Raw genomic sequence first — 12528 nt, 5'->3', positions numbered from 1 at the left:
GGTTGGGGGACGATCGGAGAAGGGGTCGTAGCCGTCGTCGTCCTCGGTGGCGGGGCGCAGGAACGGATCGGCGGCGCGGGGCCTCTCGGCGTCGGGCTCGTGCGCGCCCGCCTCGGCCTCCCGTGCGGGCACGGGGGTCGTGACGGGGCGCACGGTGTAGCGCGGTTGTTCACTCATGGGCACTATCCTCTTCGGTACCAACTTTGGCCAAGTCGTACGGCGTGGTCTGGTACACATAATAGTTCAACCAGTTCGTGTACAACAACTGCGCGTGGGCGCGCCAGGTGGCTCGGGGTGCCTGCGACGGGTCGTCGTTCGGGAAGTAGTGGCGCGGCAGGGGCATGTCGAGGCCCTTCGCCACATCGCGCTCGTACTCGGCCATGAGCGTGTCGGCGTCGTATTCGGGATGTCCGAACACGAAGAAGTGGCGGCTGTCGGTGCTCTTCGCTAGGTAGACGCCCGCTTCGTCGGACACGGCAATCAGCTCGAGGTCAGGGTTCGCCTCGATGTCGGCCGCGTGCACCTCGGTGTAGCGCGAATGCGGCGCGTTGAAGGAGTCGTTGAACCCGCGCACGAGCGGCGACGACGGCTTCACCACCTCGTGGTCGAACACGCCGAAAATCTTCTCCGGCAGCTCGTACTTCGGAATGCCGTAGTGGTAGTAGATGCCGGCCTGCGCGCCCCAGCAGATGTGCAGCGTGGAGTGCACGTTCGTCGCGGACCACGCCATGATGCGCGCGAGCTCGTCCCAGTAATCCACGTCTTCGAAGTCGAGCAGCTCGACGGGCGCGCCCGTGATGATCATGCCGTCGAAGCGCTGGTCCTTGATTTCGTCGAACGTGGTGTAGAACGTGTCGAGGTGCTGTTCGGACACGTTTTTCGCCGCGTGGCTGGCCGTCTGCAGCAGGCTGATCTCGATCTGCAACGGGGTGTTCGACAGCTTGCGCATGATTTGCGTCTCGGTGACGATTTTGGTGGGCATGAGGTTGAGCAGCAGCACCTTCAGGGGGCGGATGTCCTGATGCATGGCTCGATATTCGGTCATCACGAAGATGTTCTCGCCTTCGAGCACCTCGGTTGCGGGCAGGGAGTCGGGAATTCTGATGGGCATGGGACGCTCCTTCGGTTCGCGTGCGACTCGTACCATGATACCTAATAATGCGATGGCCTGGTTATCGCGAAAAGCGGGAACGCGTTATCGAAGCTCCCGGTTGCCGCGCATGCGCCAGCCGGGAGCTTCGAGGGGAGGGGGAGTGCGAAGAGGGGAGAGCTCTAGCCCACCTGCGCCAGGCAATCCTCCACGGCCTGCTTGAGCGCGCCGGACGTGACGGTGGCACCGGTGATGGCGTCAAGCGCGGCAACCTCGTCGGCGCTGCTCAATCCCACGAACTTCGCGGGCAGCTGCTCGATGGCCTTCGAACCGATGCCCTCGGTCTCGTCCTGCGCCATCACTTCCACGGAACCGATCTTCGAGCCGTCCATGGTCACGCGCACCACCACGTCGCCGCCCATGCCGGAGCCGGCTGCCACGTACTGGTTCGCGCCCTTCTCGAACGAGGAAAGATCCACGGAGCCGCCGTCGGTGATCTCGCCCGGCACCGCCGGCGATGACTTCACCGAGATCAGCGCCTCGTACGTGGGCAGCGGGTCCTTCTCGGCCGCGGCGTTTTTGCCGGCGATGCGTCCGAACGTGATGCACTCGGCGATGTTCGTGCCGCCCTGGTACATGCACACGGTCACGCCGCCGCACTCGCCGGCGCTGTATAGGTGCGGGATGGCGTTGCCGTCGAGGTCGACCACTTCGGCGTTCTCGTTGCGCCGGGGGCCGCCCTGCGTGTTCAGGATGGCGCTCTTCATGGGCATGGCATAGTACTGTTGCCCGTCGAACGCGCGCATGTATTCGGCATCGCGCCCCGCGGTGTAGTCCGTGCCGTTCTGCGCGAAGCTGTTGAAGGCCTCAATGGTTGCGGCGAGCCTCGTGGGGTCACAGCCCGTTTTCTCGGCCATGGCCTCGACGGTATCGAACCCCATCATCTGGTCGACGTACTTCGCGGGCAGCAGCTCGTCGGCTTCCATCTGCGCTTTCTGCGTTTCGTCGAAGACGTACCACATGCGCTCGGGGTAGGTGGGGTTCTCCCAGATGCCGTTGTGGTACATGTGGCCGTGACGCACGATCTCGCTTTCGTTGAGGAAGCGCTCGCCGTCGGCGCCGACGAGGATGGCCGCGCCCGTATTATTGGCGTTGCGCTGCAGGGTGGAAATCATCACGGCGTGCTCGTCGTCGGCGACGTTCCACGTGGCGCCGCCGAGGCCGAACAGGCCTTCGTACACGTCCATGTGCCAAAGATCGGCGCTCGCCTTCTGTGCCATGCGAATGCCGTCGCCGGTGTTGAACAGGCCGCCCGCAGGCGCGTAGTTGATCACGTTCAGGTAGTGCTGCACCATGTCGCGGTTGGCCTCGAAGCCGCCCGTGCACAGGCACACGCCGTTGAGCGCGCGCACGTGCATGATCTTGCCATCGCGCTGCACCGTCACGCCGACGATGGTGTTCGTGTCGGGGTCTTGCACGAGTTCGACGGCGGGCGAGTTGTACCACACGTCGATGGTGTCGCTGCGGTCGGCCACCACCTGCTTCATGTGCTTGAACAGGTAGCTGTCGCTCACGCCCTGGTGCGTCGCCACGAGCGACATGTGCTCGCTACCGGGCATTTCCGGGTACTCGGGACTCATCTTCGCGAGCGCTCCCGCATCGTTGAGCACCCAGAATTCCTTGCTGTCCATGTCGAATTCGGTCTCGAGGATTTCGGCCATGTTGGTCACGCCGTCCACGATGGCGTCAAGCACGGGCTCCGGAATCGTGCGACCGCCGCTGAGGCCCTGGTAGTACGCCTTCGTGGTCTGAGGGTCCTGATGGCCCCAGGCGAACATCTGCCCGCATACCTTCGAATTGCCGCCCGCTTCGCCCTCGGGGCACTTCTCGATGATGACCACCGACGCGTTGCTGTCGGCCGCGGTCTTCGCGCTCACCATGCCGGATATGCCCATGCCCAGCACGACGACGTCGTATTCCGCGTCCCATGCCACAGTGTCGGCGAACGTGTAGCTGCCGCCCGCCTCCGCATTCGCCTTGGCGTTCGCCGGCGCGCATCCTCCCAGCATGCCGAGCGCAGCCAGCCCGAGCCCTCCGGCGGCTCCTCCCAAAAACGACCTGCGTGAAATGGTTGTCATTGCAGCTCCCTTCCTTGTTTTGTTGATCCCTGGGCGCAGAGTAACAAGGACGTTCTTGCGAACACAAATCAAAGTTCTTATACTCTGATTAGGGGAAACTAATAATGCCATATGGGAGCTGGGGATATGAACGACAAACAACTTCGGGGTTTTGTCAGAATAGTTGAATCGGGAAGCTTCACCTCCGCAGCTGACGAGCTGTATATCACCCAATCGGCCTTGTCGCAGCAAATCAAGCTGCTTGAGAAGGACCTCGGATTCGCCCTCTTCGACCATCGAACTCATAAGGCAACGCTCACCGTGGCGGGCCGCGCCTTTGTGCCGCGCGCGCAGCAGCTCCTGGCCCTGTACGGGCGCGCCATCGACGAGGGCGTGTTTCTGCAACGCTCGACGCAGGAGCAGCGGCGCCCGCTCGTGGTGGGCTGCCTTGACGAGCAGTTCCTCAATATTTGGATGGACCTGCACAGCATCATGAATGCGGCGCATGCGGAATACGAGTCGCTGTCGGTACGCTACGACAGCCGCGACGAGCTGATTCGCGCCCTGCTGAGCGGCGCGTGCCAGCTGTCCATCCAGATGGAAAGCCGCGAATACGAGCGGGCGGGCCTGCTGTTCGTGCCGTTCACCACTATCCATGAAACCGCCCTGTTCGTGGGGCAGCCTGCTGTTGACGGGGAGCGGACGTGTACGGTGGAGGAGCTTTCGCAGTACGCGGTGGCGTTCCACAACAAGCGCGGGCACTGCCTGTACGAGGATGCGCTTCGGCACCATCTTGCTGCGGCCTACCCGACGACCTGTCAACTTGAGCCCGAAGATTTCGGGCGCGCCATCGACAAGGGCTCCGTTGCGCTGCTTATTCCCAGCTTGCAACTGCCTGAGCGCGCGGCCGCGTATGCCGTGACGCTTGCGTGGGATGCGGGCATTCGGCTGGGCATGGTGATGCCGCCCGAGCCGAGCGAGGTGGCACGCGCGTACGCAGGCGACATCCAGGACTATTTCGCGCAGCATCCGAGTTTGTGGCGATAGCGTCTTGGGAGATAACTTAGTCATAGCAACAACCGATAACACGTTATCGGAAACTCGACGCTACCGGTGGGGAGGGGAACGCCCTTATAATGGGCCGAGCCAAAAACGAATCGATCACGAACCCCATCCCCAAGGAGCAACCCATGAGCGAGTCCATAGCAACCACGTGCGTACAGGGCGGCTACCGCCCCGGTGACGGCGAGCCGCGTCAGATTCCCATCTACCAGTCCACCACCTGGAAGTACGATACGAGCGAGCACATGGGGCGCCTGTTCGACCTCGAGGAGGCCGGCTACTTCTACACGCGCCTCGCGAATCCCACGAACGACTTCGTGGCTGCGAAAATCGCCGAACTCGAGGGCGGCACGGCGGCTATGCTCACGTCGTCGGGGCAGGCGGCCAACTTCTTCGCCGTGTTCAACATCGCCGGGGCGGGCGATCACGTGGTGGCAAGCTCCGCCATCTACGGCGGCACGTTCAACCTGCTCGCCGTCACCATGAAGCGCATGGGGCTGGAATGCACGTTCGTCGCGCCCGACTGCACCGATGAGGAATTGGAGGCCGCGTTCCAGCCGAACACGAAGGCCGTGTTCGGCGAGACCATCGCGAACCCGGCGCTGTCGGTGCTCGATATCGAGCGCTTCGCCGCGGCTGCGCACGCGCACGGCGTGCCGCTTATCGTGGACAACACGTTTCCCACTCCGGTGAACTGCCGTCCCATCGAGTGGGGCGCCGACATCGTGACGCACTCCACAACGAAGTACATGGACGGCCACGGCGCGAGCGTGGGCGGGGCTATCGTGGATGCGGGGCGCTTCGATTGGAACGCGCATGCGGACAGGTTCCCCGGCCTCACAACGCCCGACGAGAGCTACCACGGCGTGACGTACACCGAGCGCTTCGGGCTGGGAGGCGCGTTCATCACGAAGGCGACGGCCCAGCTCATGCGCGACTTCGGTGCCATCCAGTCGCCGCAGAACGCCTACCTTATCAACCTGGGACTGGAAAGCCTGCACCTGCGCATGGCGCAGCACAGCAAGAACGGCCTGGCGCTGGCCGAGCATCTGGCGGCTCATCCGCAGGTGGCATGGGTGCGCTACCCGGGCCTGCCGGGCGACGCGTACTACGAGCTGGCGCAGAAGTACCTGCCCGGCGGCGCGAGCGGCGTGGTGAGCTTCGGCGTGGCCGGCGGCCGCGCGGCGGCCGAAACGTTCATGGCGAACCTCAAGCTGGCGCAAATTGCCACACACGTGGCCGACGCGCGCACCTGCGTGCTGCATCCGGCCAACGCGACGCATCGCCAGATGAACGACGAAGAGCTGGCCGCTGCCGGCATCACGCTCGACCTCATCCGCCTGTCGTGCGGCATCGAGGCCACCGAAGACCTCATCGCCGACGTCGATCAGGCCCTGGCCGCGGTCTAGCGAGCGCTGGGAGCCGACGCGCAGCCGCCGGCTCCCGGCCGCTGGCTCCCGGTGTGCTAGGCGATCACCACCTCGGGATGCGCGCGGTCGACGATCGTGCGCTCGACGATGTGCGCTCCCAGGTAGCGTTCCATGAGCGCAGCGAACTCGTCGAGGGCCGCATCGAGGTCGGCGCGCCGCGCCGGGTCGACGCATTCCATAACCAAAATGGCGTTCTCCGAGTCGTCGGTGAGCGCCGAGCGCTGGCCGTCGCGCCAGTTCCAGCAGCGGCACACGGCCCCTTCGTCGTCGCGATAGCACAGCTCGCCAGGCAGCGTGGGGTCTTCCGCATCCTCGCCGATGGGCAGGAACGCGTCGCCGCCCTCGGTGATGCCCAGGCGGAAATCGCCGACGAACGAGTCGATATCCTCGCCGCCCACCGGCAACGCGTATTTGAGCGAAATCGCGTTGTAGATGTCCACCGACGGCGTGATGGACCCCACGGGGTTGCCCTTCAGCACGCGTTTGAGCAGGTTCTCGATGGAGCAGCGCGCGCCCTTCTTCGTCTTGAACTGCTGATACGCCTCGCGCCACACGCGCACCACCTCGTTCTGCGAGGTGGTGTTGCTGGTCAGGTGCCGGTCGGCCGCGCGATTCGCCTCGGCAAGCAGGGAGGCGATGGCCGCCGCGTCTTCCTCGGACACGTCTGCGGCGCCCTTGAGCGAGCGGGCGACGATGATGCCGATGGCGGCATCGGGGAACAGCTGCCAGAAGGATTCCTCTGCGATAAACTTGGTCATGTGATTCCTCGCAATCGAAAACGTGAGCCAAATGCGTTACCAAAAGAGTATCGCACGTCAGCCCGTTCGAGTGCCAACCATGAATAAATCGCAATCGGAACGCTATGGTAGGTCAATTGGATAGGACGGGCGCGGTGCGTAGTATGGTCCTCGAGGATGCGAGAGGGATCCGATAGGAGGAGATATGGATAGAAAAAAGCTGTTCACCGGGGTGTCCATCGTGTCGCTGTGCACGGCCATCGGGGTGGTGGGCGCGCTCGTGGGGTGTGCGCCCAGCCAGTCAAAGGCCGAAAGCGGCGCAGCGGAGGCGGCAACGCAGGAAGCGGATGCCGCAACTATGGAGGAATGGGGTTCCCGCTACCCGCTCCAATACGGCTCGTACGCGGAAGAAACCATCAAGAGCGGCAAGTACGAAGGCCACTACGCCCTCAAGCAGAAGTTGTTGGCGCCTGCCGTGCGCGTCGAGCGCGCCGATGGACAGACCGATACCAAGCTGGTCAATCCATACGGCACGTACGACGACGGCGAGGTGATCGTCAGCGGCTTGAAGTACGATTCCGCAAGCAAGCAATGGGTGGTCGAAGACAGCCAACTTGACGATTTGTCGGGCACGCGCGAGCGCCAAGGTTGCTTCGCCTGCAAGTCATCCGAGTTCAACACCGTGTACAACGAGAACGGCGCGGGCGTGTTCACCGAGAAGATGACGCCGGAATTCATCGACTCCCTCAACGGCCAAGTGTGGAACTGCGGCACGTGCCACGACGGGGACCCGGCGACGAACGCTCCTGATGCGCAGCTGACGTACTGGACGCAGCTTGCTCGCGAATCGTTCGACCTGCTCGACCCGGGCGAGCGCGTGTGCGGTCAGTGCCACAACTCGCTCGATTACCGTTCGCGCATCACCGATCAGGACGCGATGGATTCGTTCAGCCCCTATCAGTACGGGTTCGACGTGGAGTCGCTGTACCATGCGGCTATGGAAGACGGCATTTACACCGTTGACGAGGATACCGGCATCGAGCTGAGCTGTCTCGACCATCCCGACGTGGAATTTTTGCAGGGCAGCGTCATGGGCGAGCTCGGCCTCACCTGCATCGACTGCCACATGCCCGAAACAACCGACGACGCATCGGGGGCCACGTACACCTACCACAACGCCTCTGCGTCTCCCCTCGAAAACGAGACCGCGTTGGAGTACTGCCTGACTTGCCACGAGAAGCAGGGCATCTCGTCCACCGCAGACATGGTGGACATGGTGCAGGCTAAGCAGGCCGAGGCTGCTGCCACCATTGCCGAGCTTGACGTCAAGTTCGAGGCTGCCTACGCGCTTATCAAGGACGCCAACCAAAATGGCGGCACCGATGAGGCCGTGCTGCAGCAGGCGCGCGACGACTACTCCCTGGCTGAAGCCTACTACCATGCCACCAAGGGCGGGCGCGCCGACGGATCGAAGGTTGTGCACAACCCGATGGCCACGCAGAACTACTACGCTCAGGCCGGAAACCTGCTCGACGGCATTGCGACGAGTCTCGGGTAAGTTCGGACACACGATACCCTCCCTCGCGGAACGGCGCTCCTGCAAGGCGCCGTTCCGTTTTCGGGTGAGGGGGCATTTGCGTGATGCGGGATTCGCCGATAGAATCTCCGCAGGGGATTGGAAGCGCGCCCGCGACGTCGGGCCTCTTCGCGAGGGGGTAGGATGGGACGAACCCGAGGATACAGCATGCGAGGTCTGTCGATGCGGGTGGCCTGTTTGGCGGTGGCCGTGGTGGCCGTCGCTGCCGGCTTGTACCTAGCTTGGTCTCAATCGTCCCAAGAAGATGCTGTTCGCAGCAAGGTGCTGGCCGAGGCGCGAACGCTCAACGTGGAAATGCAGGCCGTGTGGGACTACGTCGACGATGCGCAGACGCTCATCAACGTGAACGACGACGGCTCGTACAGCTTCAAGGGCGTGTACTGCTCCGTCGCCGGAAAGGCCATCGCGAAGCGGTTCACGCGCGATTCCGAAGGCTACGTCATTCGCTACGTGCGCGAGGACCCGCGGTCGAGCACCGATGAGCCCGACGATTTCGAAGCCGAAGCGCTCGAGCGGTTCGAGTCCGGCGAAGCGACTGAGCACTACGAAACCGCAATCGTGGACGGAGAACCCTCGTTTCGCTACTCTTCCGCGCTGGTCATCAAACGCAATTGCCTGCAATGCCACGGCGAGCCCGCCGGCGAACAGGATGTGACGGGCTTCCTGAAAGAGGGTATGGCGCAGGGCGATGTGGCGGGTGCGGTGAGCATGATCATCCCGCTTAGCGTGTACGAGACCGAGGCCCGCTCGGAGCTGATGGGCTCGCTCGCGTTCTTCTTCTGCCTGGCCGCAGCCATTGTGATCGTGGTGGCGTTTGCATTGCGCCGGTGGGTGGCGGTGCCGCTCGAGCGCGCGAACGTGCAGCTGCAAAACGAAAACGAGGAGAAGTCCAACTTCTTGGCCATCATGAGTCACGAACTGCGTACGCCGCTTTCATCCATCATCGCGTTCACCGACATCTGGGAGCGTTCGGCGGACACGAAGGACCCTGACGAGGCGAAACTCGTTCGCGAGATCAAGGAGAACAGCGTGGTGCTGTTGGGCATGGTGAACAACACCATTGACGTGGCGCGCCTGGAGGCGGGTCGCTTCGAGGTGCAAACCGAGGACGTCGACCTGGTGGACGTGCTGAATGCGGTGTTCGCGGTGGCCGAACCGCTGGCCATCAAGCAGGGCATCGAGCTTGCGAAAGCGGTGGACCCCGATATTCCCGTCATGCGGTCGGACTGGGAGGCGCTGCGCAAGATTATTCTGAACCTTGTCAGTAACGCGCTCAAGTTCACCGAGCCGGGCGGATCGGTTTCGGTGAGCGCCCGGTTGATCGACGGGGGAAGTGCCGTTGCCATCGATGTGGCCGATACGGGCATCGGCATTGCACCGCAGGACTTCGAGAGCGTGTTCGACAAGTTCAGCCAGGCGACGACGCAGGGAGCCGCTTCGTCAGGTGGCAGCGGATTGGGGCTGTTCCTCGTGCGGAGCCTTGCGGAGAAGCTGGGCGGCTCGGTGCGCATCGCAAGCGTGGTGGGTGAGGGCAGCGTGTTTTCCGTCGTGGTTCCGGTGGTGTCGGTGGAAACGTCCGAGACGGACGAGCTGTCGTGATGAAGGAAAGGGGAGCTCGATGGCGAAGGTGATGTTGGCGGACGACGAGCAAAGTTTGTGCGATGCTCTCGAGATCATCCTGCGGGATGCCGGCTACGAGGTATGCATTGCCCACGATGGCAAAGAGGCTGTCGAGGTGTTTCGCCGCGAGCGGCCCGACGTGGCCATCCTCGATGTGATGATGCCGCGCCTCGACGGATTCGAGGTATGCGCCGAGATTCGCGACGTGCTTCCTGACACGCCTGTCCTTATGCTGTCGGCGAAGGGCGACATCGTGGACAAAAAGAGCGGTTTTCGGGCGGGTGCCGACGATTACGTGGTCAAGCCGTTCAACGACGAAGAGCTGCTCCTGCGCGTCGAGGCGTTGTTGCGGCGGCGCTCGCGCAGCGACGGCACGGAAGCCCCCGTCCTCATGCGGCGGGTGCAGATCGGCGATTTGACGATTGACCCGCGCCGCTGCGAGGTGTTGGTTGGGGATCGCGTGATCAGCTTGACGCCGAAGGAGTTTCAGATTTTGGCGCTCATGGCCGACAACCCCGGCAAGGTGTTCACGCGGGAAGATCTGATCGAGAACATCTGGGGCGAGGAGTACGAAACGGGTTCCATCAGCATTCCGGTGTACGTGCGCCGCATTCGCGAAAAGATCGAGCGCGACCCGTCGAACCCCGTGTATCTGCAAACCGTGTGGCGGTTCGGCTACCGTCTGGGCGATTGAGCGCCCGCGACTCGGCGGCATGTCCCGGCTTCCCTCAACTCTTGATTGCAGCTGGGGGTTGGGGTGGGTGAGCGGGCGGCGCGCTGGGTATACTGGTCGCACGGAATGCATCGACGCGAAAGGACCACCATGGACATCCAAGCCATCATCGACAAGGTTGTGAGCGAGGCTCAGAACGCCCCTGAGATCGTGCAGGAGCTTATGGCCGATCCGGGCGCAGCCATCGAGAAGGTCACGGGCCACTCGCTGGGCGAGACCGACATCGCCGCGGTGGCCGAGGGCGTGCTGGCGCAGGTGCAGGAAAAGGGCGGCGACATCGTCGACCAGCTCAGCGGCCTGCTGGGCAACATCTTCGGCGGCAAAGAGTAACACCTTCCCGGTGTGCACGATGGGGTCCGTACGCGGAAGCGTGCGGGCCCCTTTTTTCGTGCCGCGGCGAAAAGCAATCCCCTTTTTCCTCGGGTAGTAAATAGTTTCTAGTCATTCCCCAGGCTCTTGAAGTGCGAGAGTTACATCTGCGAATATGCACGTGAGGACGGGGAAGGGGTTGAAGGGGCCATGGCGAATCGGCTCATGACGGACGATCATTCGTTGCTGGGCGGTGCCCTGGCCTTGGCCGCGCGCAAGGCGCAGACGCTCGAGTCGCTGGCGGCCGAGCTCGACGTGTCCGCCGAGGACCTCACCCTGTACTGGTTCACCGTCAACAACCTGCGCCGCCTGCAAGGCCACGCCTTGCCGGTGCCCTTCGACACCGCGACGCCCGACGACGGCACCGGCGCGCCGCACACTTCGAACAACTGGTACGCACCCACGTGGCGCCTCGACAAGCTGCTCGAGGAATTCCAGATCAACGAGGGGTTGGCCGTGCACTACGAGCGCATCCTCACCGATCCCGAGGGCGGGCATTTCGAGCTCAACCTGGCCGCGGGCGAAGTGGTGCGCGCCGTGCAGCTGGAAAACGCCGAGCTCGACGCGCCGCAGCTCAAGCGCGTGTGCGTGCAGGCGTGCGAGCCGGTCAACGGCATCGAGCTGCTCGTGTCGAACGCGGGCAAAATCCTGCTCACCGTGGAGGGCTACCGCGACGAGCCCCTTTCGGCGGCCTTCATCGAGCGGCTGTACGCCGACCTCGTGGAGGGCATCTCCATCAAAGAGGTGCGCGAAATCGAGCAATACGAGGCGAACGCGGTTGGCGAGCTGCGCGCGAAGACGCTCGAATCGTTCTGCGCGCACCTGTGGGCGCCCGGCAACGGCGCCCTGGGCGCCTGCGCGGCCGATGCCGTGCGCGGCGCCTGCGGCGGCTGCAGCAACCATACCCTGGTGAACGCGCTCATCGCGCTGTACTTCTTCAAGACGTTTCGCCTGTTCCCCGCCGGGAACAATGTGCTGGCGTACCTGCTGTACTTCATCATGCTGCACCGCGAGGGCTACCACTTCTCGGCGCACGTGCCCGTGGTCAAGCTGCTGTACCCGCGCGGCGACGATGCCGAGCGCCGCCATTGCCTGCCGTGCGCGCCCGAGGACCTCGTGGTGGCCTGCGACGGCTACTTCGACTGGACGCGGTTCTTCGAACAGGCGGTGAAGCTCGTCGTCGACGAGCAGCGATGGACCATGACGAAGCTCGACGGCATGGGGCGCCGCCGCGAGCGCTTCCGCGCCATCATCGACGCGGACGAGAGCATGAACTTCCGGCAGAAGGAGGTGCTGCTCGAGGCCATCCTCCACAGCAACGCCGAATTCACGTACGGCATTCACGCGCATCGCTACGACGTGTCGTACCCCTGCGCACGCAGCGACTTCGCCCGCCTGCTCGATCAGGGGTTTCTCCGGCAGCACGACGACGGCATCCGTCACTTCTTCGTGGCGTCCGACAACTTCCCCGACGTGTTCCTCGCCTACCTCAAGGAGCATTGCGCCGAGGCGTTCTCCCGCTACTACGACGAGGACGGCTCGCTGCGCGACGCGTTCAAGAGCCCAGACGACATCGCCTCGGAATACAACAGGGACGTGGGCTTCTACGAGAAGTCGCTGTTGGACAAAACGTACATTGAGCATTACGACTACCGCCGCACGCCCATCGCCGACTGGGACGGTCCTCAGCGGCGCGGCAGTGCGGAAGACGAGTGAATCACCGGGAGAAAGGAGGGGAGTCAGGGGGAGTTCGCGTCACATTCATTGCAAAGG

10 protein-coding genes are annotated in these 12528 nt (G+C 63.6%); 7 read left to right on the top strand and 3 right to left on the bottom strand.

The annotated features are described in order from the left end of the window. Positions 1-169: 169 nt before the first annotated feature. Positions 170-1111 carry a homoserine O-acetyltransferase MetA gene (gene metA, locus C1876_RS00980; RefSeq protein WP_114544854.1) on the bottom strand — a complete coding sequence of 314 codons (942 nt, stop codon included), beginning with the start codon at positions 1109-1111 and terminating at the stop codon, positions 170-172. A 161-nt stretch (positions 1112-1272) separates the two neighbouring features. Beyond that, entirely contained in the window at positions 1273-3228 is a 1956-nt protein-coding gene (locus C1876_RS00975; RefSeq protein WP_158544518.1) for an FAD-binding protein, read from the bottom strand. Between the two features lie 126 nt (positions 3229-3354). Here C1876_RS00975 and C1876_RS18090 point away from each other — a divergent pair, with 126 nt between their 5' ends. Both C1876_RS18090 and C1876_RS00965 read left to right on the top strand, forming a co-directional pair. Continuing rightward, on the top strand, positions 3355-4254 hold the full coding sequence (locus tag C1876_RS18090; RefSeq protein WP_123269722.1) for a LysR family transcriptional regulator: 900 nt from the start codon (positions 3355-3357) through the stop codon (positions 4252-4254). A 143-nt stretch (positions 4255-4397) separates the two neighbouring features. Then, a complete protein-coding gene (locus C1876_RS00965) occupies positions 4398-5678 on the top strand; it encodes an O-acetylhomoserine aminocarboxypropyltransferase/cysteine synthase family protein (protein ID WP_114544851.1) in 1281 nt (426 codons plus the stop codon). A gap of 56 nt (positions 5679-5734) precedes the next feature. Here the strand turns inward: C1876_RS00965 and C1876_RS00960 are convergent, their stop codons facing one another. Beyond that, a complete protein-coding gene (locus tag C1876_RS00960; RefSeq protein WP_114544850.1) occupies positions 5735-6457 on the bottom strand; it encodes a B3/B4 domain-containing protein in 723 nt (240 codons plus the stop codon). A 184-nt stretch (positions 6458-6641) separates the two neighbouring features. Between C1876_RS00960 and C1876_RS00955 the strand changes: the two genes are divergently transcribed. The 5 genes from C1876_RS00955 (at position 6642) to C1876_RS00935 (ending at position 12471) form a co-directional block, all read left to right on the top strand. After that, the gene (locus C1876_RS00955; protein ID WP_114544849.1) at positions 6642-7994 is read left to right on the top strand and encodes an ammonia-forming cytochrome c nitrite reductase subunit c552; all 1353 of its coding nucleotides are present in this window, start codon (positions 6642-6644) and stop codon (positions 7992-7994) included. A 186-nt stretch (positions 7995-8180) separates the two neighbouring features. Next, a complete protein-coding gene (locus tag C1876_RS00950; RefSeq protein ID WP_158544516.1) occupies positions 8181-9632 on the top strand; it encodes an ATP-binding protein in 1452 nt (483 codons plus the stop codon). 19 nt (positions 9633-9651) lie between these two features. Beyond that, positions 9652-10347: a response regulator transcription factor gene (locus tag C1876_RS00945; protein WP_227112202.1), complete on the top strand. Its 696-nt coding sequence runs from the start codon at positions 9652-9654 to the stop codon at positions 10345-10347. A 129-nt stretch (positions 10348-10476) separates the two neighbouring features. After that, on the top strand, positions 10477-10716 hold the full coding sequence (locus tag C1876_RS00940; protein ID WP_114544847.1) for a hypothetical protein: 240 nt from the start codon (positions 10477-10479) through the stop codon (positions 10714-10716). A gap of 189 nt (positions 10717-10905) precedes the next feature. Then, on the top strand, positions 10906-12471 hold the full coding sequence (locus tag C1876_RS00935; protein WP_114544846.1) for a hypothetical protein: 1566 nt from the start codon (positions 10906-10908) through the stop codon (positions 12469-12471). The last annotated feature ends 57 nt before the right edge of the window (positions 12472-12528 follow it).

It is taken from the genome of Eggerthella sinensis (assembly GCF_003339815.1).
Classification (GTDB): Bacteria; Actinomycetota; Coriobacteriia; order Coriobacteriales; family Eggerthellaceae; genus Eggerthella; species Eggerthella sinensis.
Note: the sequence above shows the minus strand (reverse complement) of the source record. Positions and strands in the feature narration are given on the sequence as shown.

Bases quoted from the DNA above. Each gene is read 5' to 3' on its own strand.
- metA (WP_114544854.1), bottom strand. From the start codon at position 1,111: ATGCCCATCAGAATTCCCGACTCCCTGCCCGCAACCGAGGTGCTCGAA.
- C1876_RS00975 (WP_158544518.1), bottom strand. From the start codon at position 3,228: ATGACAACCATTTCACGCAGGTCGTTTTTGGGAGGAGCCGCCGGAGGG.
- C1876_RS18090 (WP_123269722.1), top strand. From the start codon at position 3,355: ATGAACGACAAACAACTTCGGGGTTTTGTCAGAATAGTTGAATCGGGA.
- C1876_RS00965 (WP_114544851.1), top strand. From the start codon at position 4,398: ATGAGCGAGTCCATAGCAACCACGTGCGTACAGGGCGGCTACCGCCCC.
- C1876_RS00960 (WP_114544850.1), bottom strand. From the start codon at position 6,457: ATGACCAAGTTTATCGCAGAGGAATCCTTCTGGCAGCTGTTCCCCGAT.
- C1876_RS00955 (WP_114544849.1), top strand. From the start codon at position 6,642: ATGGATAGAAAAAAGCTGTTCACCGGGGTGTCCATCGTGTCGCTGTGC.
- C1876_RS00950 (WP_158544516.1), top strand. From the start codon at position 8,181: ATGCGAGGTCTGTCGATGCGGGTGGCCTGTTTGGCGGTGGCCGTGGTG.
- C1876_RS00945 (WP_227112202.1), top strand. From the start codon at position 9,652: ATGGCGAAGGTGATGTTGGCGGACGACGAGCAAAGTTTGTGCGATGCT.
- C1876_RS00940 (WP_114544847.1), top strand. From the start codon at position 10,477: ATGGACATCCAAGCCATCATCGACAAGGTTGTGAGCGAGGCTCAGAAC.
- C1876_RS00935 (WP_114544846.1), top strand. From the start codon at position 10,906: ATGGCGAATCGGCTCATGACGGACGATCATTCGTTGCTGGGCGGTGCC.